General features: G+C 42.2%; 19 protein-coding genes and 2 pseudogenes. 16 read left to right on the forward strand and 5 right to left on the reverse strand.

The window, feature by feature from the left end; translation table 11 throughout:
- Nucleotides 1-5 precede the first annotated feature (5 nt).
- Both purD and ablB read left to right on the forward strand, forming a co-directional pair.
- The gene (gene purD / locus GPS65_RS12360) at nucleotides 6-1,280 is read left to right on the forward strand and encodes a phosphoribosylamine--glycine ligase (RefSeq protein WP_119124506.1); all 1,275 of its coding nucleotides are present in this window, start codon (nucleotides 6-8) and stop codon (nucleotides 1,278-1,280) included.
- Between the two features lie 335 nt (nucleotides 1,281-1,615).
- Nucleotides 1,616-2,461, forward strand: coding sequence for a putative beta-lysine N-acetyltransferase (ablB, locus tag GPS65_RS12365; RefSeq protein WP_012009151.1), 846 nt, complete (start codon nucleotides 1,616-1,618; stop codon nucleotides 2,459-2,461).
- Here the strand turns inward: ablB and GPS65_RS12370 are convergent.
- On the reverse strand, nucleotides 2,456-4,114 hold the full coding sequence (locus GPS65_RS12370) for a PucR family transcriptional regulator (RefSeq protein WP_119124507.1): 1,659 nt from the start codon (nucleotides 4,112-4,114) through the stop codon (nucleotides 2,456-2,458). The two genes, ablB and GPS65_RS12370, sit on opposite strands and share 6 nt — an antisense overlap.
- 190 nt (nucleotides 4,115-4,304) lie before the next feature.
- On the opposite strand from GPS65_RS12370, the gene GPS65_RS12375 reads away from it, so the two are divergent.
- Genes GPS65_RS12375 through GPS65_RS12390 form a run of 4 tightly spaced genes read left to right on the forward strand, consistent with a single transcriptional unit; the run spans nucleotide 4,305 to nucleotide 8,289 of the window.
- Nucleotides 4,305-5,669, forward strand: a complete 1,365-nt coding sequence (locus GPS65_RS12375) for an aspartate aminotransferase family protein (RefSeq protein ID WP_119124508.1) — start codon at nucleotides 4,305-4,307, stop codon at nucleotides 5,667-5,669.
- A 12-nt stretch (nucleotides 5,670-5,681) separates the two neighbouring features.
- The gene (locus GPS65_RS12380; protein ID WP_119124509.1) at nucleotides 5,682-6,368 is read left to right on the forward strand and encodes a CoA transferase subunit A; all 687 of its coding nucleotides are present in this window, start codon (nucleotides 5,682-5,684) and stop codon (nucleotides 6,366-6,368) included.
- Complete coding sequence (locus tag GPS65_RS12385) at nucleotides 6,344-7,009, forward strand: 3-oxoacid CoA-transferase subunit B (RefSeq protein WP_012009155.1); 666 nt, start codon at nucleotides 6,344-6,346, stop codon at nucleotides 7,007-7,009. Before GPS65_RS12380 ends, GPS65_RS12385 begins: the two co-directional genes overlap by 25 nt.
- A gap of 14 nt (nucleotides 7,010-7,023) precedes the next feature.
- A complete protein-coding gene (locus GPS65_RS12390; RefSeq protein WP_119124510.1) occupies nucleotides 7,024-8,289 on the forward strand; it encodes a peptidase in 1,266 nt (421 codons plus the stop codon).
- A gap of 84 nt (nucleotides 8,290-8,373) precedes the next feature.
- Here the strand turns inward: GPS65_RS12390 and GPS65_RS12395 are convergent, their stop codons facing one another.
- Complete coding sequence (locus tag GPS65_RS12395) at nucleotides 8,374-8,595, reverse strand: YgaP family membrane protein (RefSeq protein WP_144456729.1); 222 nt, start codon at nucleotides 8,593-8,595, stop codon at nucleotides 8,374-8,376.
- A 124-nt stretch (nucleotides 8,596-8,719) separates the two neighbouring features.
- Between GPS65_RS12395 and GPS65_RS12400 the strand changes: the two genes are divergently transcribed.
- Both GPS65_RS12400 and GPS65_RS12405 read left to right on the forward strand, forming a co-directional pair.
- The gene (locus GPS65_RS12400; RefSeq protein ID WP_012009158.1) at nucleotides 8,720-10,462 is read left to right on the forward strand and encodes an adenine deaminase C-terminal domain-containing protein; all 1,743 of its coding nucleotides are present in this window, start codon (nucleotides 8,720-8,722) and stop codon (nucleotides 10,460-10,462) included.
- Between the two features lie 549 nt (nucleotides 10,463-11,011).
- Entirely contained in the window at nucleotides 11,012-11,326 is a 315-nt protein-coding gene (locus GPS65_RS12405) for a YerC/YecD family TrpR-related protein (RefSeq protein WP_003214053.1), read from the forward strand.
- A gap of 249 nt (nucleotides 11,327-11,575) precedes the next feature.
- Here GPS65_RS12405 and GPS65_RS12410 read toward each other — a convergent pair whose 3' ends face one another.
- Together GPS65_RS12410 and GPS65_RS12415 are read right to left on the reverse strand one after the other, a co-directional pair.
- Nucleotides 11,576-12,196 carry a helix-turn-helix domain-containing protein gene (locus tag GPS65_RS12410; RefSeq protein ID WP_144473361.1) on the reverse strand — a complete coding sequence of 207 codons (621 nt, stop codon included), beginning with the start codon at nucleotides 12,194-12,196 and terminating at the stop codon, nucleotides 11,576-11,578.
- Nucleotides 12,197-12,670: 474 nt separating this feature from the next.
- The gene (locus GPS65_RS12415) at nucleotides 12,671-14,251 is read right to left on the reverse strand and encodes an FMN-binding glutamate synthase family protein (RefSeq protein WP_144473359.1); all 1,581 of its coding nucleotides are present in this window, start codon (nucleotides 14,249-14,251) and stop codon (nucleotides 12,671-12,673) included.
- Between the two features lie 139 nt (nucleotides 14,252-14,390).
- Between GPS65_RS12415 and GPS65_RS12420 the strand changes: the two genes are divergently transcribed.
- The gene (locus tag GPS65_RS12420; protein ID WP_012009162.1) at nucleotides 14,391-14,621 is read left to right on the forward strand and encodes a hypothetical protein; all 231 of its coding nucleotides are present in this window, start codon (nucleotides 14,391-14,393) and stop codon (nucleotides 14,619-14,621) included.
- Here the strand turns inward: GPS65_RS12420 and GPS65_RS12425 are convergent.
- Nucleotides 14,602-15,015: a DUF2283 domain-containing protein gene (locus GPS65_RS12425; protein WP_012009163.1), complete on the reverse strand. Its 414-nt coding sequence runs from the start codon at nucleotides 15,013-15,015 to the stop codon at nucleotides 14,602-14,604. The genes GPS65_RS12420 and GPS65_RS12425 overlap by 20 nt on opposite strands.
- Nucleotides 15,016-15,287: 272 nt before the next feature.
- Between GPS65_RS12425 and pcrB the strand changes: the two genes are divergently transcribed.
- The 7 genes and pseudogenes from pcrB to GPS65_RS19880 form a co-directional block, all read left to right on the forward strand.
- Nucleotides 15,288-15,980, forward strand: coding sequence for a heptaprenylglyceryl phosphate synthase (gene pcrB / locus GPS65_RS12430; RefSeq protein WP_041816135.1), 693 nt, complete (start codon nucleotides 15,288-15,290; stop codon nucleotides 15,978-15,980).
- Between the two features lie 57 nt (nucleotides 15,981-16,037).
- Nucleotides 16,038-18,260, forward strand: coding sequence for a DNA helicase PcrA (gene pcrA / locus GPS65_RS12435; protein ID WP_012009165.1), 2,223 nt, complete (start codon nucleotides 16,038-16,040; stop codon nucleotides 18,258-18,260).
- A gap of 44 nt (nucleotides 18,261-18,304) precedes the next feature.
- Nucleotides 18,305-20,311: an NAD-dependent DNA ligase LigA gene (gene ligA / locus GPS65_RS12440; protein WP_088001825.1), complete on the forward strand. Its 2,007-nt coding sequence runs from the start codon at nucleotides 18,305-18,307 to the stop codon at nucleotides 20,309-20,311.
- A gap of 15 nt (nucleotides 20,312-20,326) precedes the next feature.
- Nucleotides 20,327-21,514 (forward strand): CamS family sex pheromone protein, encoded by a 1,188-nt coding sequence (locus tag GPS65_RS12445; protein ID WP_144456723.1) that lies wholly within the window; start codon nucleotides 20,327-20,329, stop codon nucleotides 21,512-21,514.
- A 133-nt stretch (nucleotides 21,515-21,647) separates the two neighbouring features.
- Nucleotides 21,648-22,847, forward strand: a complete 1,200-nt coding sequence (locus GPS65_RS12450) for an MFS transporter (protein ID WP_162900844.1) — start codon at nucleotides 21,648-21,650, stop codon at nucleotides 22,845-22,847.
- Nucleotides 22,848-22,938: 91 nt separating this feature from the next.
- A pseudogene (locus GPS65_RS19875) lies at nucleotides 22,939-24,231 on the forward strand (condensation domain-containing protein); the annotation flags it as partial.
- A 138-nt stretch (nucleotides 24,232-24,369) separates the two neighbouring features.
- A pseudogene (locus GPS65_RS19880) lies at nucleotides 24,370-25,500 on the forward strand (amino acid adenylation domain-containing protein); the annotation flags it as partial.
- Between the last annotated feature and the right edge of the window lie 7 nt (nucleotides 25,501-25,507).

Genomic DNA, 25,507 nt, shown 5'->3' on the forward strand with positions numbered 1-25,507 from the left:
ACAGTGTGAACGTATTAATTATCGGCAGAGGCGGAAGAGAGCATACCATCGCATGGAAAGTGAACCAAAGTGAACTTGTCAGCCAAGTATTTGTCGCACCCGGCAATGATGGAATGACAGATGCTGCGAAGCTTGTCCCAATTGACGAAGGGGATCATGAGGCATTAATTCGTTTTGCAAAAGACAATAAAATCGGCTTAACGATTGTCGGTCCAGAGGTTCCTTTAATTGCAGGTGTCGTCGATGCATTTGAAGAGGCAGGTCTAAAGGTATTTGGACCAAATGCAAAAGCCGCGGTTATTGAAGGCTCAAAGGAATTTGCAAAAGACTTAATGAAAAACTACGATATCCCGACCGCCGCTTATGCCACTTTTACATCGTTTGAAGAAGCGAAGGCATATGTGGAAGAAAAGGGTGCACCGATTGTCATTAAAGCAGATGGTCTCGCAGCAGGAAAAGGCGTGACCGTTGCGATGACACTTGATGAGGCGATCAACTGTTTGCACGACTTTTTAGAGGATGAAAAGTTTGGCGATGCAAGTGCTTCTGTCGTCATAGAGGAATTTTTAACAGGCGAGGAATTTTCACTGATGGCCTTTGTTAATGGAGAAAAGGTGTACCCAATGGTGATCGCGCAAGATCACAAACGGGCATTTGAAGATGACAAAGGACCGAATACCGGCGGAATGGGCGCTTATTCACCAGTTCCGCAAATTTCAGATGAAGTTGTCCAAAAAGCAGTGGAAGATGTTGTGAAACCGGCGGCTCGCGCAATGGTGCAGGAAGAGCGTCCGTTTACAGGCATTTTATATGCAGGCTTAATGCTGACGCCAGAAGGCTCAAAAGTCATTGAGTTCAACGCACGCTTTGGTGACCCTGAAACGCAGGTGGTTCTCCCTCGTCTTGAATCAGATCTAGTCCAAGTCTTCCTCGACATTCTGGACGGAAAAGATGTGGACTTGCAGTGGAAAGACACTGCCGCTGTCAGTGTCGTACTTGCTTCAGAAGGATACCCGGAGGACTACGCAAAAGGCACGCCGATCGGTGCTTTGCAAACAACGGTGTCTGATGTCGTGACCTTCCACGCAGGAACAAAAAAAGAAAATGACCAATTCGTCACAAATGGCGGACGTGTAGCAAATGTGACGGCGTTTGACGACACATTTGAAGCGGCAAGAACAAGAGTGTATGAAGCGGTTGAAGAAATCATTCAGCCCGGTTTATTTTACCGCCGTGACATTGGCGCCCGTGCGCTGAAAGCTGCGGGGAAATCCGTTTAATCAAAACACCTTTCTATCTGTTGAGATGGAAAGGTGTTTTTTGTTCTTTTGATGATTAGAAGGGATAAAGCCCGAATATGGAGAAGTGTTATAGGATTACCTATTCAGAAGGAGACAACATGGAAATTAAGGCTATTATAATCTTTGCTATATTCATGCACATTTTATTTCTCATAAACATAAATAGCATCATGCTGTTTGCAATGAAGCGCAATAAAATGAAAAAAGCTTCAACCATTTGTTATATGATTATTTCAATTTTTTCTGGCATCGCTATTTCGTCATTTCTAATTTGGACATTCTTTATCAACTAATTATGAGAGAGGAATGAGTGTATGGTGCAATTGAAAAAACTTGCAAACGAGCGTTTTTCTGCCCTCATCTGTATTGATTCATTTAATGAGCGAATCCGTTTAGATGATTATAGCGGCAGGGTGCGGGATGTCATTCAATCTGTTCTTCAGGAAGCCTCAGACTGTAAGGCTTCTAAGGTTATTGTGAAAGTAAGACGTGAGCATGTGCCGCTTTTTTTAGAAAAAGGCTTTCGGCTTGAAGGGGTGTTTTCTCATTATTTCCTTGGAAGTGACGCTTACGGTATGTCGCTTTTTCTCACTGAGGATCGAATGAACAGTTCGTATTGGTTGGAGGAGGATGAGATCGTCGCATCCATTCAAGCAAAAGAAATCAAAGAAGACCAAGGCACATGGCAGGATGAGTATGTGATGAGGAAAGCGGATCCGAAAGATATTCACAAGCTGGCAAAGCTCTATGATACGGTCTTTGAAACGTACCCTACGCCAATGAACGAGTCAGATTATATTGAAAAGGTAATGGAGGAAGGGACAATTTTTTATGTTGTTGAACATGACGGACACATTGTAAGTGCAGCATCTGCTGAAATCAATGCGCCGTATGGTCATGCAGAATTAACAGATTGTGCGACCCTTCCTTCATATAGAAAACTAGGATTCATGCATCATTTAATTCTAGCACTTGAAAAAGAACTCCAGTCGATGCATATCTTTGTCTTTTATTCACTTGCCCGTGCACTGTCCTATGGAATGAATCAAGTATTTTATCAGCTTGGTTATACGTATACTGGGCGCTTCCAAAACAACTGCTATATTTTCGACAAAATTGAAGATATGAATCTATGGGTCAAAACGCCGAATGAATCATGAAATGGTTCTCATCTGATCAAGCAAACCAGAAAGGCGGTACGCCATGATACTGAGCTGCAGCTTCATTCGATCATCTGTTGATTTGAGGCTGCAGCCTGTTCTCGTTTCAATTTGTTTCAGCCGGTAGCTTAACGTATGTCTGTGAATAAACAATTCTCCCGCAGATTTTTGAATATTTTCATTGTGTGCCAAATACACTTCGAGTGTATGGATCAGGTCAGCTCCTTGTTTTTTCGTATAAAGCAAAGGGCTTAACAGTTCCACGTAAAAATCATGCAAATTCATACCTGCTTCATTCATTTCAAGGAGCATGCCATATAAGCCGAGCTTTTGATAATGAATGATGCTTTCGTCTGTTTTCAAAAGCGGAAGAAGCCTTGCTGCATACTGCGCTTCCTTCGCACTTTTTGCGAAGAGACTGATCTGGTCATAGGCTCTTCCGATACCAATGACAATCGGATGCACGGGGAAAAAATAAGACCAAGTGATCCGGCACTCCTCTGCTGCGCGATACCACTCCGCTTCTTGAAACGCTTTTTTTCCTGCTGGTGTAAGGACAAAAATGGAATCGAGTCTCGTCTTTAGTAAAAAGGGAATATGTCTGCGTTCAAAGATCGAGGTGAGTAATTGCGATAGACGCTGCATCATTTGGTGATCGAGCTGTGTGTGCTGATGCTGGAATTGAAAGTAGATCACCACCTGTTCATCGCTCATATCATATTGCAGTTTTGTTGCTTGTTCGACCACGTAGCTTTCTTCTGTATATTGCTGCTGTAACATATCATCTAACAAATGTCCCTGCATTTGGTTTTCTGTATCTTGAATGGCTTTTTGCTTCAACCATTCAATCGCATACACGGCCCCGGCATGCTCGATGGCAATCGCGTCGAGATGATGCCACGTATCCTTTTTCTTTAAAGACACAATAAACCCAAAAATATCACCCATCGCAATCACCGGGCATGCGGCGAGGACGAACGATCCGCACGTGTCATAGACGAGCCGCCCTTTCTCCTCTGCCTGCTTGAGAAGAGGCATGGTTTCAATGGGTTCATGATCTGTCAGAAAGCCAAAAGCAGGAGAGTACGTCACTTCATCTTTAATGAGATGAGCCGCTGTTTGATGTAAAAAGACATCAAGAACGACAATGTTCGCTGCAGTGAGATGTGCCAGTTCCTCTGTAATTTGCGTCACATTTTTATTCCTTACATTTAATTGGGTCAGTCTTTGATGAATTGCGGATGAATATTTTAGCTGATGAAGCTGACTACTCACGATTTGTTCTAAGACGGCTTTTGTAATATCTGAGAAATTGATGTGCGGCGGAATCTCGATGAGCGGAATGCCGCTATTTTTCGCCGCTTGAATGAGTGACGGTGGAATGTCGCTTAAGTACACACCTTTATAAATAGCGATGGCTGACAGCCTTTGAGATTGAATCAATTCCTCAATCCGCTCGCATCTTTCTTGATTGTCAGAAAGTCCGAATCCAGTTGTGACGAGCAATTCTCCTTCGGAAAGCCTTGACGTGTCTTCGATGATTTCCACGATGGTCACCCACTCAATGAGTCGATCCAGTCCATTTTCTCCAGCGAGCAGCTTTGTTCCCTTCATGATATCGAGTGAAAGTGCATCTTTGACGAGAATCGCCATAGACTCATGACCTCCTTTTGAACTCTCTTATACACGATGTATAAAAAATGAGTCTGAAATTCGGGCATGTGGCGAATGGAGGATGACTGCCCTCTTGATTAAGCTAATCTTATAACAAGTATACAAAATTTTCTTGCGATTCATGAAAAAGAAAGAGGCAGCTGCTGACGAGAGAGGGAGGAATGGCAAAGTGGAGACCCGGGATTACTTAATCAAACCGATGTTGAATCAGCATTATCCTGTGGCTGTGAAAGGAGAGGGAATTTATTTATATGATCGGGACGGAAAAAAATATATAGATGGCTCATCGGGGGCTGTCACGGCAAGTATTGGACATGGCATACGTGAAATCATTGATGCCATGACCGAGCAAGCGGAAAAAGTGAGCTTTACGTACAGATCACAATTCACAAATGAACCAGCAGAAGATCTTGCTTATGAATTGAGCAAGCTTTGTCCAGGTAACCTGAACTGGTCTTTTTTTGTCGGAAGTGGATCAGAGGCAACGGAAACAGCCATGAAAATTGCTATTCAGCATTGGCAGGAGCAGGGAAAGGCGGAGAAGAATCACATTATTTCTCGATGGATGAGTTATCACGGCATCACCCTCGGTGCGCTGTCGATGTCCGGACATATTACAAGGAGAGAGCGCTTTGAACCATTGCTCGAAAAGAATCCGGTGCTGTCTCCGCCATATAGCTATCGTTCATGGCTGCCGAAGGAAGAGGGCAAGCAGGTTGAATGGTATGTCCAGGAATTTAAAACGGTCATTCAGCGTATAGGAAAAGAGAGGATCGCCGCTTTTATTGCAGAGCCGATTGTCGGGGCATCGGGAGCGGCGCTAGTACCGCCAGACGGATATTTTGAAGCAATGAAGCGTGTCTGTGAGGAAAACGATATTTTAATGATTGCAGACGAAGTCATGACAGGCTTTGGACGAACTGGGAAAATGTTTGCGATGGAGCATTGGGGCGTCGTACCAGATATTATGGTTCTCGGCAAAGGGATGAGTGCTGGCTATTCACCGATTGCGGCAGCCGTCTCAGCGGATCATGTCATCGCGCCAATTCTGAGCGGTTCCGGCTCAGTGATGGCAGGTCATACCTATAGTGGCAATCCGCTTTCAGCCGCCGTCTCACTGGCTGTCATTCGTTATATGAAAAAACATCAGCTTCCTGAACGAGCGGATCTGTCTGGTCGCTATTTAATGAACGCCTTAAAGGAAGTGCAAACAAACCATTTCATCATAGGAGATGTGAGAGGAAAGGGACTGCTCATTGGCATTGAGTTTGTCGCAGACCGCCTGTCGAAAACACCATTTCCTGCCCATGCTCAAATGACGCATTTAGTCGTTGAGACAGCGAAGCAAAATGGCTTGCTTGTATACCCAGCAAGCGCCGGTGAGGATGGAGTGGGAGGTGCAGCGGTTATGATTGCACCGCCGCTTTCCATCACACAGCAGGAGATGGATGAACTCATTCAATTATTTGAACAGACCATTACGCAGGTCGAACAAGAAGTCATCAACCGAGGGTTTTTCCCATCTGCGATGTAGGGAGGAAAAATGATGAACAAAACAGTGAATGTAGATGAAGTGATCACGCATTTTAGGGATGGCATGACCATCATGTTTGGCGGGTTTGGCGGCGTAGGGTCTCCGCCATCATTGATCGATGCCATTCTAGAAGCCAATATTAAAGATCTGACATTGATCGGAAACGATGCAGGTTTCCCGCAAATAGGTGTTGGTCGGCTGATCACAGAAGGAAGAGTCAAGAAGATCATTGCTTCTCATATTGGCTCAAATCCAATAGCCGGACAGAAAATGCAGGCAGGTACACTAGACGTTCATTTTTACCCGCAGGGCATTCTTGCAGAAAAAATACGAGCAGGCGGGATGGGCTTGGCAGGCATTGTGACAGATGTCGGCATGGATAGCCTCAATCTCGATGAGAAGCAGCTCGTGCCGCTAAACGGAAAGACATATATCCTTGAGCCTGCGCTAACAGCAGATATTGCCATTGTGAATGCCCTCAAAGCAGATGAAGCAGGAAATCTAATATTTGATAAAAGTGCACGGAATACAAACCCGATTGTGGCGATGGCAGGAGACTGGACCATTGCGGAAGTGGAAGAGATTGTGCCTGTTGGTAATCTTCATCCGGAGGAAATCGTGACACCAGGCGTATTTGTGAACCAGATCGTGCAATCAAAAGGAGTGAACTGGACATGGGCATGGGAGACATCGATTTAAGACACCGCATAGCCAAACGTGCGGCGCAGGAAATTGAAGATGGCATGATCGTCAATCTTGGGATTGGTATCCCGACACTTGCAGCGGAATACATTCCAGCGCATTACAACGTATGGCTTCATGCTGAAAACGGCATTATGGGGGCAGGCGCCTCACCAGTACAAGGAGAAGAAGATCCAAATTTGTGCAACGCCGGCGGCTATCCTATTACATTAACAAAAGGCGGCTCATACATGGACAGCACGACTGCTTTTGGCATTATTCGAAAAGGCATGCTGGATATGACCATTTTAGGTGCACTTGAAGTAAGCAGTCAGGGCGATCTTGCGAATTGGATTGTGCCAGGTAAACGAGTACCCGGGATGGGCGGAGCGATTGAGCTTGCACAAAAGGCGAAAAAGGTTGTGGTGGTGATGAGCCACCTCGATAAACACGGACAATCAAAGGTGAAATCTGCCTGCACATTGCCCTTAACGGCGAAGTCTTGTGTAGATTTGATTATTACGGATATGGCCGTCATTGAGGTCAAATCACAGCTGCTCATTTTACGTGAAGTCATGCCACCGTTTCAGCCGGAGGATGTCATAAGGGCGACAGAGGCACCCTTAATTTTAGCGCCTGATGTTAAATCTGTTGTGTAGAAAGGATGACTGACTTGCAGCCAATTACACGTATCAGAAGCTGGATGAGAGAGCACCAAGATGAAGCGATTGCGCTTCTTCAGCAAATGGTGCAATGTGAAAGCACCCAAGGGAACGAACAAAAGGTGCAACAAATTGTAGCAAATAAGCTGTCCGCCATTGGTTTTGATGTAGATGTATGGGAGATTGGCGGAGAAGACCTGCTCGAACACCCATATTTCTATTCCCCGAGGCGTTCTTTTAAAGGAAGTCCCAATGTCGCCGGGCGATTGAAGGGGAAAGGGGACGGCAAATCTATTTTATTAAACGGGCACGTCGATGTTGTGCCAGCAGGAGATACGAAACAATGGACATATCCGCCTTACAGCGGGCATATCATAGACGGGAGACTTTATGGACGCGGGGCAACAGATATGAAAGGCGGAAATGTTTCTTTACTCTTTGCACTAGAGGCGCTGCATGCGCTTCAGATTCCGCTGAAAGGAGATGTCGTATTTCATAGTGTCGTCGAAGAAGAGAGCGGCGGCGCCGGTACTCTTGCAGCCATACTGAGAGGATATACAGCAGATGCGGCGATCATTCCAGAACCAAGTCATATGAAAATCTTTCCGATTCAGCAGGGATCTAAGTGGTTCAGACTGCATATGAAAGGAAGGGCAGCTCATGGCGGAACAAGATATCATGGCGTTTCCGCTATTGAAAAGAGTACGATCGTTCTTTCGCATGTAGCGGCACTTGAAGCAGAACGAAATCAACGCATCACCGAACCATTATTTCAGCATATCCCCATTCCAATCCCCATCAACATAGGGAAAATTCAAGGCGGTGATTGGCCGTCCTCTGTAGCAGATCTAGTCACAATGGAGGGAAGACTTGGTGTGATGCCAGGTGAGACGGTTGAGCAGGCAGAGAAGGAACTAGAAAATTGGATGATGGGACTTGGGGAAAAGGATGAATGGTTCAAAGAGCATCCTGTCGAAGTCGAATGGTTTGGTGCTAGATGGCTTCCAGGCTCAATCGATACGAACCATCCACTTTTAGGTCTATTGAAGGAACAATATGAGGCGGTCAAGAAGGAGCCCCCAAAGATCGAAGCTGCTCCTTGGGGAACAGACGGAGGACTACTGTCACAGGCGGCAGGTATCCCGATCATCGTGTTCGGACCTGGAACAACAGAGCTTGCCCATTTTCCGAATGAATCCATCGACATTGAGCATGTCATTGAAGCCGCAGAAATTATTGCAGGTACGATGGTGGAATGGTGTGAAGCAGCGGAGTGATATAAAAATGATCACAAAAAAGAAGACAAAGTGCTAAAATCAAGATCATTTTAGCACTTTGTCAACAATTTGAAAGAAGGCTGTTCAATCAGCCTTCTCTTTATGTGTGTCCTGCTGTTCACACATATACGTTACTGGACAAAAACGAAGAATGCCTGATCCAAGCTTCATCCCGCCGAACATCATGCCCAAAAGCAGCATTTTGCTCCATGGTTTTCTAGCATATAAAGAACCAGCCACAGTACATATTGTCATTCCACAGGCAATTCGAATGAGCGCTTCCATTAAGCCGAGATTAGGTTTCATTGAAGGTAAATCTCCTTTTTTAAATATTTTAAGTGTGATTTCAAGAAATTGTAACGTTTCATTAATGCGTAACGTGGTTTGTTATGTTACGATAGGGCTAATACAAATGAAGGAGAGTATGTGAATGTCCGAACGTACTTTTAATTGGAGAAACAATGACATCCGCACACAAATCGATGTAGTCGACTCAAAAATAGTTCCAACACTCCTTTTAACGAATGGACTCGTGCTAAACCCGTTTTTAAAACAATGGGTGAAAGCAAATATTTGGATACATGATGATCGAATTGTTTATGTCGGAGCAGAGCTTCCTCAAAATAAATCAGCTAAACGTGTGATTGATTGTGAAGGGAAATACATTGTGCCTGGGTATATAGAGCCTCACGCGCATCCGTTCCATATTTATAATCCCCAATCACTTGCAGAATATGTGTCTCAATTTGGCACAACCACGATGGTTAGTGATAACTTATTTCTTCTTTTGCAGAGCAATGAAAAGAAAGCGCTTTCCACTCTGTGTGAATTAAAACAGCAGCCATTTCAGTATTTCTGGTGGTCTAGATACGATCTTCAAACCGAAGTCAGATATGAAGATGAGATGCTTCCTATCAACTATCGCAAGGAATGGATTGATCATCCAGATGTCCTTCAAGGCGGCGAATTAACAAGCTGGCCAAGATTGATGGACGGAGATGATCTCATTTTATATTGCATGCAAGAAACGAAGAAGCAGCGGAAACGAATTGAAGGGCATTTCCCTGGCGCTTCTGAGAAAACGCTAACAAAAATGAAGCTGTTTGGCGCGGACAGCGACCATGAAGCGATGAATGCAGACGATGTGCTCAAACGCTTGTCCCTTGGCTACCATGTCTCACTTCGTCATTCTTCCATCCGCCCAGATTTAGTGAACATTTTAAGAGAGTTGCATGAGCGTGATTTTAGACACTATGATCACTTTTTCTATACAACAGACGGAGCAGCGCCTCATTTTTATGAGGAGGGTATGATTAATCGTTTGATTGCAATTGCCCTTGAAGAAGGCGTGCCTATCATCGATGCATACAATATGGCGACCTTTAACATTGCGAAATACTATCAAATTGATGACTTATTAGGTGTTGTCGGTCCAGGACGTCTGGCTTCTTTGAATGTGTTAGATGATCCAATGAATCCAAATCCTGAAACGGTCATATCTAAAGGAGTCATCCTCAAATTAGATGGAGAGAACCAGCATCAATTTCAAGAAACAAAATGGGAAAATGGCGGGCTTGTTCCATTAGATCTAGGCTATGATCTGACGACGAGTGATTTGCAATTTTCCATGCCACTAGGTGTCAAAATGAGAAATGCTGTCATCATGGAGCCTTATACAGTGGAGATTGATAACTCTGTGAATCAGCTGTCATGTGATCATGATCAAAGTTTCTTTAGCCTGATTGACCGAAAAGGTGAGTGGCGTGTAAACACGATGCTCAAAGGGTTTGCAAACAAAGTGCAAGGGTTTGTCAGCTCGTTTTCACTCACGGGTGACATTTTAGTGATCGGGAAAAATAAAGAAGATATGATGCTTGCACATAAGCGAATGAAAGAAATTGGCGGGGGGATCGTCCTCACAGAGAACGGGGAAATTTTGCACGAAATCCCGCTGCAACTATCAGGCTGTGCCTCTGCTGAACCGTTCGAGACAGTCCTTCAGCAAATACAAACCTTGCGAGAGCTGCTCATTGAGAGAGGCTATCCATTTGATTGCCCAATTGATACACTTGTCTTTTTCCAAAGTACACATTTGCCGTATATTCGAGTGACACCAAGAGGAATATTTGATGTCATGAAAAAAACTGTACTCTTTCCGTCTATAATGCGTTAAAATATAACAGAGTGGAGCTGTATCATCTTTGCTAGATTTCTGACCGCTGTTATAGGGCAGACGTGAGCAATGGATCTCTTCGCTGCCATGTAGGTGAAAATGCTTATGTGGAGTTGTTGAAGCAGAGGGCTTTGACATGACGAGTGAAATGCCCTAATGAAAAAATGAATCTGTCGGTTACGCTGGCCGACCAACATATTTTGAATAATTGAGTGAGGCGGGGCGCATGTTTGTGGTCTCGCTGAGCTTTTCGTACAACCTGTATTTTTAGGGAAGCCCTAATGAAGTAGAAGTGATCTGGATATCGGAAGCAAACAAGTTTGTCAGATTGTCGAACAAGGAAAATGACAGAACTTGTCGAATTTGTATACGATAAAGAAGCTTCGGCTTACGAAAGAACTGACGGCATTTCCAGCGTATAAACAAACCTGTCATGATTCGTTCAAAGCTCATTGCTGAGGTTGAAAAAAATTAGTCAGGAAAGATACCGCTTTCTCCGCAGAATGTCGTGCGAAGCGGTGCCAAAAGTAAAGGAGAAGATGTATAAAGATGCAAATTGATAAATTAAGGGGCAAAAGCTTAGATCAGTTATTCAACTCCATCTTATCCCTTAAAGACCTGGAAGAATGCTATCGATTCTTTGATGATTTGTGTACCATCAATGAAATTCAATCTTTATCACAGCGTCTTGAAGTAGCACGTATGCTTCGCGAGGGAAACACGTATCATAAAATTGAGACGGAGACAGGTGCAAGCACTGCAACCATCTCACGAGTCAAACGCTGCTTGAACTACGGAAACGATGCCTATACAATGGCACTTGACCGCGTAGCAGAACAGCAGGCAAATGACGAAACAAAATAAAACAGCTTTCACTGTAAACAATTCTTTTCGACAAGAATGGCGTTGTTTACAGTTTTTTTATGAAGAGCGCTGAAAAAACAAACAAGGACTTGCTGAAAGAAGCGGTCCTGATTTTTATTTTCTTTCTCTTTCGTATTTCTTGACTATTTTGTGCAATAGATTTGTCTTATTCCTATTAGGAACCCCAAAAATCAGTACATTAACTGCATCTAATAGACTGTGTTGTGGAACTCTATTCTAAAATTTTGTTTAATGATTTGATTTCCTCCATGTAGGGATGAAAAAGTAAATGTTTATTATAATCAGAATGGAAATACCAAAAAGTAATGAAACCAATGTATTTATATTTCTTTCAAAAGGCAATATTTCATATAGAAAATAGGATGTCACTAATAAACAATCAAGCCCTATTATTTTTTTTGAACCAGATTTTCTATTAAAGTAATCACGTGCCCCAATAAATGTTAAAATAATTCCAGTCAAAAACAGAACTCCCCACCAAATGTGTAAATACCAAATAGGTAGTTGATATGCAGCTGAGTCAAAATAGGCGCCTGTGTAACCTAAAAAACTGATCAACATTAGAATTCGACCAAATACTGCTGAGAGTTGCATCCTTATATCTTTTTGATTTGGTTTAATGCGATTTTCTTGGTCTTTTTTCCAAGAAGGTTGTTCTGGAGATACTAATTCTTTTATGTCGCTATCAAATAATTCAGCTAATTTTATTAAATGTTTCATCGATGGTTCTGATTGATTTGTTTCCCATTTTGATACTGCTTGCCGACTCACTCCTAACTGCTCAGTTACATATTCTTGCGATAACTTTAAAGCTCTTCTTTTATCTGCAATATTGGAACCTAATGACATCTTTCAACTCCCCTTTATATTATGTTGGTTGTCATTGTAATGGTTTTATAAGTTGCACACTACCAACCACTATGCAACTATTGGTTGCAAAAGCTTAATTTAACTAGATACTTTAGTAATGGGTTTTGATAGTACGGTTAATATGATGGATATCCAACAAGAATGGTACAATATCCATTCAACATTGAGAAGGTTCGTTTGCACCATGTATTTGATTTAAACTTAATGAAAGTTTTTTAATAACATCCAAGCAGAATGCATGCAATTGAATGCTCTAGGTTGTAGAGCAAATTGGCAGTTAAGAAATTAGAAGAGAGTGTTTTTAAAAAATGGTGATGTACCAATGTTAATAAAGTCCAATAAAAAAGCAGGGAGGCTCCCTGCTTTTTATTCTGTGTATATTCAATTTTTCATTTATTTGTTAATGTACTGTGTTGGTGTCATTCTGTTTCTCTAAGACTCTAAAATTTTACACTAGACAGACGGCTGTGTTCCTGAAAAAATAGGCACTTCACTTGTCTGACCATTTTCTTGTCTGTAGACAATATGTTTCTCATTAAAATGAATGGGAGATTCAATTCCTGCGGCTGCGGATAAGTTAAACAAACCTTCTCTTAGAGAAAGGATATAATTGCAGACTCGGTATTTCTTTTCTTCAATGGATAAACCCTTTTGCAGCTTTGGATCAGTAGTGGCGACCCCGACTGGGCATTTATTCGTGTGACACACTTGGGCGCGAATACAGCCGACTGAAAACATGAGTCCCCGTGCAATATTGACAAAGTCAGCACCCATGGAAAGGGCAATCGCAATTTTATCAGGTGAGAGAAGTTTGCCAGAAGCAAAGAGTTTTACTTGATCTCTGACACCGTATTCCTTCAATATTTGATGAACCATTGGGAGTGCCGTGAAAATCGGCAGCCCTGCGGAATCTGCCAATTCATGAAAGGACGCACCAGTGCCGCCTTCTCCGCCATCCACTGTAATGAAATCAGGATGCTTTCCGCTTTTTTTCATGTACGCTGCAAGTTCCTCAATGTTTTCTTTATGTCCGACCACAAGCTTGATGCCGACAGGCTTTCCGCCTATACTTCGCAACTGTTCAATGAAATCAAACATATCAGGAATGGAGTGGAACATCTCAAATCGATTTGGGCTGTCAATGGATTGGTGGGGCGGCAATTTACGGATGTTTGCAATTTCTTCGGTGACCTTTTCACCGTCAATATGCCCGCCGCGTGTTTTAGCTCCTTGAGCCAGCTTCAGCTCAAAGGCTTTGACTTCCTCGTGCTCGCTTTTTTTCTTAAACTCTTCAAAGGAAAAAGCGCCATCCTCTGTTCTTACGCCAAATAGACCGGGCCCAATTTGGCATATGATATCGGCTCCGCCTTTGAGGTGATAGGGAGAAAGCCCGCCTTCACCTGTGTTCATCCACGTACCGCCAGCCATCTTTAATCCTGAGGATAATGCTGTAATGGCCCTGTCGCCTAAAGATCCGTAGCTCATGGCAGACTGACCAATCAGGCCTTTCACACGGAAAGGCTTTTGACATGTGTGCTCGCCTATCACTTGTACATCGTCTTGATGGAGATAGTAAGGTTTTGCTTCAACCTCTTTGGTATGTTCACTTCTTCTCAGTAAATTGTCTTGATCGATCTGATACACTTTTGTTTGGATTTTTTCAGATTGATTGATGCGTAACTCATCTCGTTGTTTTGGAAATAGGACGTTGCGAATGTAGTAGCCAGGCTTGTCAAAATCACGTTTTGATCCAAAGCCCATCGTCCGGCTTTTGTACTTCCCAGACATGACAGCTTGCTCGTATTCTCTTCTTGAGAAAGGAAGCTCCTCCCGATCATTTAGAAACAGATATTGGCGAAGCTCAGGTCCTATTTTTTCAAAAATAAACCGTAGCTTTCCAATGACCGGATAATTTCGTAGGACAGAATGCTCTTCCTGTTTTTCATCTCGCATCCAAATCCAGATGAATAAAATGATTGGTATGATGAAAAAAATCACTAATAGTGCGACAATGACAATGAAAGGTGTTGTCACGAAAATCCCCTCTTTTCTCTATCGTTGCTGTTGTTATTCCACTTTTCATTGAAAGAGAAACCACTTCAACAGATTGTGACGTTTAGAAATGAAAAGGCGGGGTAACTTACAAATAAGATCATAAGGGGAGGGAACATACATGAATAAGCGTCCGAATACGTATGTACTTGCAGGATTAGGGGTTGGTGGTGCAGTGTTATTAGCAGTGAAAAATAAACAGCATCTCAAAAAATGGGCAAGCATGTTCCGCTCAGATGAAAAGATTCCTGAAAAAGCTGGACACCCTGATCCATTAGATATTCAAGACAACAAGATGGTCGATGAAGGGGCCATGACATCCGTCCATTATTTCAATGAAGCGAGACAATAGTTTGGAAAAACCGTTTTGACCATTCAAAACGGTTTTTTCTTGTCTTTTTTTTGATGTTATATCGAAGAGGATCGACAATCGTAAAACCGATCAACCCTTCGTGATCAGGCGTCGAGAAAAGAAATTCAATGCCTGATAAATGATAGGTTGAGAGAACTTCCTGATCTGTAAAACGTAACGAAAGCTCATCCTCATAAACGGGTGCATGCTTCAAAACCTTGGTTTCTTCTGCAAATAACTCCAAACCAGCTACTCGGCCCTCTTTGTCAATATCTACGTTCACACATTCATTTACATCTAATTCAATGGTTTCTTTGATTGTCCCAATTCCCACAGGCAGGAGATAGATGTATCCGATGTCGATCGTTTGATCATATGTGATGGCTCTTTTCAAGTGGATCACCTACTTTATGTATGGTTTTTTGATCAATAGTAAAATGTCCCTTTATTGTATAATAACATGTGGTGATACAAAACTTTCCTATCAGTGAACGGTCAAAGATCAACCCTCTCAGCTCCTAGATGTTTTCAGCAATCTAACTTAAAGTCATGAACACCATTTTCAAAAGAATGAAACTTTTAGCTGAAGGAGGTTACCCATTTTTTGCGGTCACTGATTTTGTTATAATATTTAAATGGAATGAAACGAATGGAGGAACATTTTTCATGTATGATGTTACCGAGTGGAAGCATGTCTTTAAACTCGATCCGAATAAAGAAATATCCGATGAACAGCTAGAGGCGATTTGCGAATCTGGTACGGATGCGATATTGATTGGCGGCAGTGACAATGTGACAGAGGACAACGTGCTTCAATTGATGTCAAAGGTCCGCCGGTTTCTTGTGCCATGTGTGCTTGAAATCTCAACACATGAAATGATTGTGCCGGGCTTTGATCTGTATTTCATTCCGACCGTCTTAAACAGCTCTCATCCTGATTGGATTGTTGGGCTTCACAAGGACGCGATGAAGGAATTCGGTGATTTGATGTCAATGGAAGAGATCGTGCCTGAAGGCTATGTGATTTTAAATGAAGAATGTAAAGCGGCCAAGCTTACAGAAGCAAATACAGCACTGGACATCGATGACGTAAGAGCATATGCAAGAGTGGCAGAGCATTTGATGAAGCTGCCCATTTTTTATCTAGAATACAGCGGAACGCTTGGAGATATAGAGTTAGTGAAAGAAACGAAAGCAGTGCTTTCTGATACGGTTCTTTTTTATGGCGGGGGCATTGAAAACGCAAAACAGGCAGAAGATTTTGCGCAGCATGCGGACGTGGTTGTTGTAGGAAACGTCATTTATGACAATTTCAAAGAAGCATTAAAGACAGTGAGCGCAGTCAAAAAATCATCATAGTCAAACAAGATGAAACGGGTTAAAATAGAACATAAGTTCGAATTGGCGGTGAATGGAATGAATGAAATATCGAATCATCTATTAGAAGGGTTGAATGACGCGCAGAAAGAAGCGGTCAAAGCAACAGACGGTCCGCTACTCTTGATGGCAGGAGCAGGAAGCGGAAAGACACGGGTGCTCACACATCGAATTGCTTATTTAATGGCAGAAAAGCATGTGGCTCCGTGGAACATTTTAGCGATTACGTTTACAAATAAAGCAGCACGTGAAATGCGTGAGCGTGTACAAGCCATTTTAGGGCCTGGTGCGGATGATATATGGATCTCTACGTTCCACAGCATGTGTGTGCGCATTTTACGACGCGATATTGACCGTATTGGTGTAAATCGCAACTTTTCTATATTAGACACATCTGATCAGCTTTCAGTCATTAAAAACATTTTAAAAGAACGAAATATCGATCCTAAAAAGTTTGATCCACGTAGCATTTTAGGTTCAATCAGTAGTGCAAAAAACGAACTCATTGACGCAGAGGAATACGCCAAAACAGCTGGTGATTTCTATGATCAAGTGGTCAGCGACGTCTACACAGATTATCAAAAACGATTACTCAAGAACCAATCACTTGATTTTGATGATCTTATTATGATGACGATTCGTCTGTTTGAACGCATCCCTGAAGTATTAGAACACTATCAGCGAAAATTCCAATACATTCATGTCGATGAGTATCAGGATACAAACAGAGCGCAGTACATGCTTGTGAAACTGCTCGCTCAACGTTTTCAAAATATATGTGTGGTCGGTGACTCGGATCAGTCCATCTATCGCTGGCGCGGAGCGGATATTACAAACATTCTCTCCTTTGAAAAAGATTATCCGTCCAGTGAAGTGATTTTGCTTGAGCAAAATTATAGATCGACTAAACGTATTTTGAATGCTGCAAACACAGTGATTCAAAACAATTCAAACCGTAAGCCGAAAAATCTTTGGACAGAAAATGATGAAGGAGCGAAGATTGCCTATTACCGTGCAGATAATGAATTCGGTGAAGGACAATTTGTTGCTGGAAAGATTCATCAGCTTCATCAGAGCGGCAAGCGTAAATTATCCGATTTTGCGATTCTTTATCGGACCAATGCCCAGTCTCGTGTCATAGAGGAAACATTATTGAAGTCAAACATTCAATACAACATTGTCGGCGGCACGAAGTTCTATGACAGAAAAGAGATCAAGGACATTTTGGCGTACTTACGCCTAGTAGCTAACCCAGATGACGACATTAGCTTTGCACGAATCGTTAACGTACCAAAGCGCGGAATCGGTGCAACTTCTGTTGATAAAATTGCGGCATATGCCGAGATGAATGATCTGTCTATGTTTGAAGCACTTGCTCAGGTAGATTTCATTGGACTCAGTGCAAGGGCAGCCAATGCGCTTGATGAATTTAAACAGCTCATTGATCAAATGACCAATATGCAGGATTATTTATCTGTCACAGAACTAACAGAAGAAATTCTAGAGAAAACAGGCTATCGTGAAGCACTAAAGGTTGAAAAAACGATTGAAGCACAAAGTCGTCTAGAAAATATTGACGAGTTTCTCTCTGTGACTAAGAACTTTGAAGAACAAAATGAAGACAAGTCCCTTGTGACTTTCCTGACAGACCTTGCCCTTGTCGCAGACATCGATAAGCTGGATGAAAATGAGGAAGAAGATCAGGATGCGGTCATTTTAATGACGCTTCACGCCGCAAAAGGTCTAGAATTCCCCGTTGTCTTCTTAATGGGCATGGAGGAAGGTGTCTTCCCGCACAGCCGTTCATTAATGGAAGATGCGGAGATGGAAGAAGAGCGCCGCCTTGCTTATGTAGGCATCACACGTGCGGAAGAAGAGCTTTATTTATCAAGTGCCAAGATGAGAACACTCTTCGGCCGGACAAACATGAACCTTGAATCAAGATTCATTCGAGAAATACCAGCCGATTTATTGGACAACCTAAATGAGAAAAAAGAAACCAAAACACCATTTGGCCAAACAAGAGAACGACCGCAAAGACGGGGACCTGTCTCACGTCCGCAAACTCAAACCATTCAAAACACAGGCGGCGGAAGTATTGGCTGGGCTGTGGGCGATAAAGCGGCTCATAAAAAATGGGGCGTTGGAACGGTTGTCAGTGTAAAAGGCAGTGGAGACAGCACAGAGCTTGATATTGCCTTCCCAAGCCCTACAGGCATTAAGCGTCTTCTCGCAGCATTTGCGCCAATTGAGAAGCAATAAACTGGTAGAACTTATAAAACGGATGAATTGAAAGGAAGAAGCAGATGGATAAAGAAGCAGCGAAACGCCGGATCGAGGAACTGCACGAGATTTTGAACCAATACAACTACGAATATCATACACTGGATCGTCCAAGTGTTCCTGACGCTGAATATGATGCGCGCATGCGTGAGCTGATCTCTTTAGAGGAAGAGCACCCTGATTTAAAAGCAGCGGACTCTCCCTCACAAAGAGTAGGAGGCGCTGTGTTAGACGCCTTCCAAAAAGTGCGTCATGGCACACCGATGCTCAGCCTTGGGAATGCGTTTAATGAACAGGACCTTCTTGATTTTGACCGCCGGGTTCGTCAAGCAGTCGGTGACGATATCGCATACAATGTCGAGCTGAAAATTGACGGACTCGCTGTTTCTCTCCGTTATGAAAATGGCGTGTTTGTTCGAGGTGCTACTCGTGGAGATGGGACAACGGGTGAGGATATTACTGAAAACCTCAAAACCATTCGTTCGATCCCACTCAAAATCAAACGTCCTTTGTCTATTGAAGTGAGAGGCGAGGCATTTATGCCAAAACCTTCCTTTGAAGCATTAAACGAAAAAAGATTACAAAACGAAGAAGAGCCGTTTGCGAACCCGCGTAATGCGGCCGCCGGCTCACTTCGTCAGCTTGATACAAAAATTGCGGCGAAACGAAACCTTGATATCTTCGTCTACAGTATAGCGGAGCTTGATGAAATTGGTGTTGAATCGCAAAGCGAAGGACTCGATCTTCTCGATGAACTTGGCTTTAAAACGAACAAAGAAAGACGGACGTGCCAAACGATTGAGGAAGTGATCGAGCTCATTGAAACACTGAAAACGAAGCGTGCTGATTTTTCATATGAAATCGATGGAATTGTGATCAAAGTCGATTCGTTAGCTCAGCAAGAAGAGCTAGGCTTTACAGCTAAAAGTCCCCGCTGGGCTGTTGCGTACAAGTTTCCAGCTGAAGAGGTCGTGACAAAGCTACTTGATATTGAGCTAAGTGTCGGGCGTACAGGTGTCATCACACCAACGGCGATCCTGGAGCCTGTCAAAGTAGCAGGAACGACAGTACAACGAGCGTCTCTTCATAATGAAGATTTGATCAAAGAAAAGGATATTCGCCTTTTTGATCAAGTGATTGTGAAAAAAGCGGGAGATATTATTCCAGAAGTCGCAGGTGTACTGATCGATCAGCGTACAGGAGAAGAAAAGCCGTTTCACATGCCGACGGAATGCCCAGAGTGTCATAGTGAGCTGGTGAGAATCGAAGGTGAAGTGGCTTTACGCTGCATCAATCCAGAATGCCCTGCCCAAATACGTGAGGGACTCATTCACTTTGTTTCCCGCAATGCAATGAACATTGATGGGCTTGGCGAGCGGGTCATTACACAGCTTTTCAAAGAACAGCTTGTCTCTCGTGTGTCCGATCTTTACCGATTAACGAAAGAAGAACTCATTCAACTTGAGCGAATGGGCGAAAAATCTGTCGACAATTTACTGCGTTCGATTGAGCAATCGAAAGAAAACTCTCTAGAGCGTTTATTATTTGGACTCGGTATACGATTTATTGGCTCCAAAGCGGCAAAGACCTTGGCGATGCATTTCGGTGATATCGATCAATTAAAGCAAGCGACGAAAGAACAATTACTCGAAGTTGATGAAATCGGTGAAAAAATGGCTGATGCTGTTGTCACGTACTTTGAAAAAGAAGAAATTCTCAATCTGCTAAATGAACTAAAAGAGCTTGGGGTCAATATGACCTATACAGGACCAAAACCGGTGAAGGTTGAAGAAAGTGATTCCTATTTTGCAGGCAAAACCATTGTGCTGACAGGGAAATTAGAAGAAATGGCACGAAACGATGCAAAAGCAGCGATCGAAGCATTAGGTGGTAAACTGGCAGGTAGTGTGAGTAAGAAAACAGATTTAGTCATTGCCGGAGAAGCAGCGGGAAGTAAGCTGACAAAGGCAGAAGAACTTAATATTGAAATTTGGGACGAAGCTAAAATGCTCGAGGAGCTAAAGAAATAAGAGGAGTGTTTTCTATTGAAAAAGTTGTTATTGCTGCTGACAATGCTCACACTGGTATTGTCAGCGTGTGCACCTTTTGGGGGAAAGGAAGACGAAGAGGTCACACAAAAAACGGATGAAACGAAAGAAACAGCCATCATCCCGATGTACAATATCTCTGACTCTTATTACAAAATGGTGCTGCCGTTTAAACAAGGGGCTGCAAGAGGATTAACAGCAGAGCGTCTCAACACACGCTTGGACATCGATGAATTTGAAACAGGGCTCATGCGTCTCGCAACAGAGTCATTTAATACAAACGATTACCTTTTCCAAGAAGGACAGCATTTAGATGAGGACACCGTTCTAGGCTGGCTGGCGCGCAAAAAAACAGGCAGTGATTTGAAAAAGGCAGAAAAAGAAGATAAGGACTTTAAGAATCTAGGCTTAAATCCTGCTCTTCCGAACTCAGGTTCAACAAAGTCTAAAAATGAAAATAGTCCAATTTACTTAGCTTCGATGTTAGAGCATAATTACTTAATTCGAAAAGATAAAAACAGCTTACAGCTTGGCGGGGTTGTCATTGGACTTGCGCTGAACTCTGTTTATTATTACCGTGAAAATATCGGTGATCCTCAGCAAGAAGTGACGATCGATTCTTCGAAAAATTCAAAGAAACTACTGTCAGAAGGCGAAAAAATTGCTGAACAAGTGATCAAACGAATTCGTCAAATGGATGGATTGCAAAAAGTACCTGTCATGATTGCCCTTTATAAGCAAGCACCAAAATCATCGATCGTGCCAGGAAACTTTATTGCTAAAACAGATGTGAAAGCAGGCTCAGCTGATATCGGCAATTGGGATACGATCAAAGAGGAGAATGTCTTCTTCCCTTCAGATAATGCGAAAGGCAACTACAAAGATGATTCCGAGCGATTTGACCGCTTCAAAACAAAAGTTGAAGACTATTTCCCGAATTACACGGGTGTCGTAGGAAAAGGCTTTTACAAAGACGGGAACCTGCAAAAAATGAAAGTCGAAATTCCAATGCAGTTCTACGGAAAAACGGAAGTCGTAGCTTTCACGCAATATTTAACAGGTGAAGTAATGGATTACTATAAGAGTACCAATATCGAAATTAACATCACATCTTCAGATCAACAAGAAGCCTTGATCACGAAAAATGCTGAAGACAAAGAACCAACCGTCCATATATATGACTAAATAAAAACCGCCTTTTGGCGGTTTTTTAAATTAGTTAAAATGTATCAAATTATGAAAATATTGTTATAAAAAGTAGAAGTGTAGAAAATAATGTATTATTATGGGTGATAATGAAGAGAAAATGGAGATAAATATGAAAAACAAATCATTTTACTTTTTATTAGGGGGACAATCCCTAGCTAATTTTGGGGATTCTTTGTATGTCCTCGTTCTAACCATTCTGACATATCAATTAACAAACTCTACACTAATTGCATCAATGGTGGCTGTCTCACAGTTTGTTGGACAAGCACTTGGCGCAGTACTCATTCCTTTCTTTATGTATCAATTTAAGCTGAAAAGACTCATTATCTATTTGCAAATATGTCAAATTGCTTTCTTCGGTTGCTTGATTTTCATTTATATTCTACAACTATCAACTTTTACTATTCCTCTCTTTTTTATCATTGTATTTTTCCTTTCTTTGATAGATGGAGGAACCATTCCTGTTCGAAATTCGATGATCCCACGTCTAGTAGAAAAGAACTTTTTACTAAAAGCTAATAGTTATATCTTAACTTCTGACCAATTGGTCCTTTTACTTGGCTGGCTTTTAGGAGGGCTGTTTATTGGCATTCTTGGACCACAGTTTCTCCTATTGACGACACTTGTTCTATACAGTTTGTCGCTCATATCTATGCTCTTTATCATTGATACTGGGGCTGCCGCTAAACAAGAGCAACAGTCTGAATCATTAGCTACAAGGGTCTTTTCAGGATGGAAGCTCATGTATGAAAAGCCTACTATTCGAACATTAACGATTTTAGAAATGCTGTCCATGAGTGGTAGAAGTATATGGACTGGTGCCATTATTCTTGTGTATGTCACAGAAGTCTTACACCAGCCAGAAACATGGTGGGGCTTTATTAACGCAAGCTATTTTGGAGGAACCATTCTAGGCGGCCTGCTCGTGCTGCGGTTCGCAAAACATGTGGAACAGCGTTTGTTTGAACACATTTTTTACAGTTCAGTGATCGTTGCTGTGCTAACCCTTTGTTTAGGGTTGAATCATTCTGTATGGATGAGTTTGTTGTTTGTCTTTTTATTAGGGCCAGCCTTTCAGCTTCGCAGCATTTCCATTCGTACCTATGTACAAGATACACTGAGTGAAATTGAATTGCCCAAAATACTATCAGCTCAACATACACTATCAACTTTTATATACGGAATGTCCATCCTTGTTATGAGCACCATGACTGATCTCTTTGGGGCAAGAGTCGTCTTTTTTATCAACGTTGCCCTGTTTACTGTGTCGGCCTTCCTAGCATCTAGATTAAAAAATGAACATATTTAGACATTTTATCTCAATTATTTACAAATATACCATTGTATGATTTAATATGTTCGTAGAAATGTTAACTATATGAAAAGTAGAGGTGGCGTAATTGACTAGTAGTTTAGTATATTGGCCATTAACACATCCGCAACGGCGCGTGATGAACATGGAAACATTTTACCCAGGAACACCAATCAATCATATTGGCGGTATCATTTTCGTCAATGGACCGTTGCAGCTCGATAAACTGAAGCAGGCCATTGCATCTTGTATCATGCTGACAGAATCACTTCGTCTCAAGCTAGTAGAGAAAGATGGTGAAACGCTTCAATACGTTGACCCAAACGCCGACAGCTCTATTCCTACCTATGAGTTTTCCGCACATGAAGACATGCTAGAATGGGCCGAAAAAGCCTTCAAAACACCATTTCAATTAACAGAAACCTCTCTCGCCGAATTTGCGGTACTAAAAATCGGTGAACAACAATCTGGTTATTTCATCAAATGCCATCATACTGTAGCAGATGGATGGTCGATGAAAGTAATCATCGATAAAATTAGCCAGCTTTACACTGCTCTTACCCAAAGCTCCTCTATCGAACAAGAAGCAGACAATCACTCTGTATTTATTGATAAAGAATCAAAATATATGAACTCCCCAAGATTTAAAAAAGATCAGCAATTTTGGAAAGAAGCATTATCTGATGTGTCTGATAGTTATTTGGTAAAAGGAACTGACCAAATTGAAGGCCATCGGCAAAGCCATTACCTTGATCGACAACTCTCAGAACGAATCTATGAATTTATAGATACCTATCATTGTTCAATCAACTCTTTATTTACTTTAGGACTCTTCGTTTACTTGCATAAAAGATACCAGCAAAAAGATTTTATTATTGGGACGCCAGTTCTCAATCGTTCCGGACAAAAGGAAAAAGCCACCTCCGGTATGACCGTCAGTACAATGCCATATCGAATGAAGATTGATCCTCATCTATCTTTGTTAGAAAGTTTAACAGACGTTCAAAAAAGCTATAAGGCTTACTTCCTGCATCAGCGTTATCCCTATGATGCACTGGTCAAAGATTTAGAGCTTGCAAAAGCAGGGTATGATCAGCTTTTTCAAATCTATATCAACTCCTATAGCACAAATATGGTGCAGGAAATGGAAGGATACAAAGTTGAATACATAGAGCTTTACAATGGCTTCCAGCCCTATGGCTTACAAGTTGCTGTGAAAGAGTGGGATGAAAAAGGACAAATTGAGCTTCAATATGACCACAAGATCTCAGACTACAGCAATGAAGACATCGACTTTCTACACGAAAGAATGCTTCTCTTTGTCGAAACCATACTCGCTCAGCCAAAACAGCTGTTAAAAGACGTATTTCTCATGACAGAAGACGAGCAACATCGGGAACTATATCAATGGAATGACACAGTCGTCCAATTTCCACAGAAACAAAAAATCCATGAGTTGATCACAAACATGTCAACGTCTTCTCCTGATCGAATGGCACTTCAGGACGGATCTCATAGCATGACATACGGTGAACTTGAGAGAAAAACCAATCAAATGGCTCATTTTCTTCAAACAAATGGCTTACAAAGACATGAATTTGTTGCCGTATGTATGAATCATTCACCAGAACTGATTGTGCTACTATTGGGGGTTTTAAAAGCTGGAGGCGCATATGTGCCGATTGATCCTGAGTATCCTGAGGAACGCATTCAGTTTATTTTGGACGACAGTCAGGCAAAGCTGTTTTTCACAGATGACGCATCTGCATATCAATTTAAAGGTGTTACGTACAATATCAATAATGTGTGGAATCAGTTGGCTCAGTATAATGCAGAACATCCATTCACTGGGAATGATGAAGACGTCGCATATATGATTTATACGTCTGGCTCTACAGGACAGCCAAAGGGAGTCATGATTGAGCACAGGAGTTTAGTGAACTATATTATGTCTGCCAAAACACACTATACTGATTCACCAGATGATCATTTTGCCTTGTATTCATCCATTGCTTTTGATTTAACAGTGACATCTATTTATACGCCATTGGTCATTGGTAGTACTGTGGTGATCTATCGTCAAGAAGATCAGCCAGGCTTTTTATTAGAACATATTTTGCTTGATCAAAAAGCGAAAGTCATCAAGCTGACACCAGCTCATATGGCACTGTTAACAGATGCTGCAATTTCTCATTCAGTTGTGAAACGGATGATTGTGGGCGGAGAACAATTATCGACGGCTTTGGCCAAAAGAATCATAGAGGCAAGTGATGGAAGGATATCCATCTTTAATGAATATGGACCAACTGAAGCAACCGTTGGGTGTATGATTCATCAATTCCATCAAGATGATGGAGGGACATCGGTGTCAATTGGTGTGCCAATGCCAAATACAGAGATTTACCTTTTAGATGAGAATCAACAAGCTGTGCTACCTGGGACAGTGGGAGAAATCTATATTTCAGGTGCAGGTGTTGGCAGAGGGTATTGGCAAAGATCTGATTTGCAGGAATCACGCTTTTTGCCCAATCCATTTGTAAACGGTCGCCGCATGTATCGAACAGGTGATATCGCCAAACGAGCAAATGATGGAAAGATTGATTACATTGGCCGGATCGATCATCAAATCAAACTGCGAGGCTACCGGATTGAACTCG

The organism is Bacillus pumilus (assembly GCF_009937765.1).
Lineage (GTDB): Bacteria > Bacillota > Bacilli > Bacillales > Bacillaceae > Bacillus > Bacillus pumilus_O.

Bases quoted from the DNA above. Each gene is read 5' to 3' on its own strand.
- ligA (WP_088001825.1), top strand. From the start codon at position 18,305: ATGGATAAAGAAGCAGCGAAACGCCGGATCGAGGAACTGCACGAGATT.
- GPS65_RS12395 (WP_144456729.1), bottom strand. From the start codon at position 8,595: ATGAAACCTAATCTCGGCTTAATGGAAGCGCTCATTCGAATTGCCTGT.
- GPS65_RS12370 (WP_119124507.1), bottom strand. From the start codon at position 4,114: ATGGCGATTCTCGTCAAAGATGCACTTTCACTCGATATCATGAAGGGA.
- GPS65_RS12450 (WP_162900844.1), top strand. From the start codon at position 21,648: ATGAAAAACAAATCATTTTACTTTTTATTAGGGGGACAATCCCTAGCT.
- ablB (WP_012009151.1), top strand. From the start codon at position 1,616: ATGGTGCAATTGAAAAAACTTGCAAACGAGCGTTTTTCTGCCCTCATC.
- GPS65_RS12400 (WP_012009158.1), top strand. From the start codon at position 8,720: ATGTCCGAACGTACTTTTAATTGGAGAAACAATGACATCCGCACACAA.
- pcrB (WP_041816135.1), top strand. From the start codon at position 15,288: ATGTATGATGTTACCGAGTGGAAGCATGTCTTTAAACTCGATCCGAAT.
- GPS65_RS12380 (WP_119124509.1), top strand. From the start codon at position 5,682: ATGAACAAAACAGTGAATGTAGATGAAGTGATCACGCATTTTAGGGAT.
- GPS65_RS12420 (WP_012009162.1), top strand. From the start codon at position 14,391: ATGAATAAGCGTCCGAATACGTATGTACTTGCAGGATTAGGGGTTGGT.
- GPS65_RS12385 (WP_012009155.1), top strand. From the start codon at position 6,344: ATGGGCATGGGAGACATCGATTTAAGACACCGCATAGCCAAACGTGCG.
- GPS65_RS12405 (WP_003214053.1), top strand. From the start codon at position 11,012: ATGCAAATTGATAAATTAAGGGGCAAAAGCTTAGATCAGTTATTCAAC.
- GPS65_RS12410 (WP_144473361.1), bottom strand. From the start codon at position 12,196: ATGTCATTAGGTTCCAATATTGCAGATAAAAGAAGAGCTTTAAAGTTA.
- pcrA (WP_012009165.1), top strand. From the start codon at position 16,038: ATGAATGAAATATCGAATCATCTATTAGAAGGGTTGAATGACGCGCAG.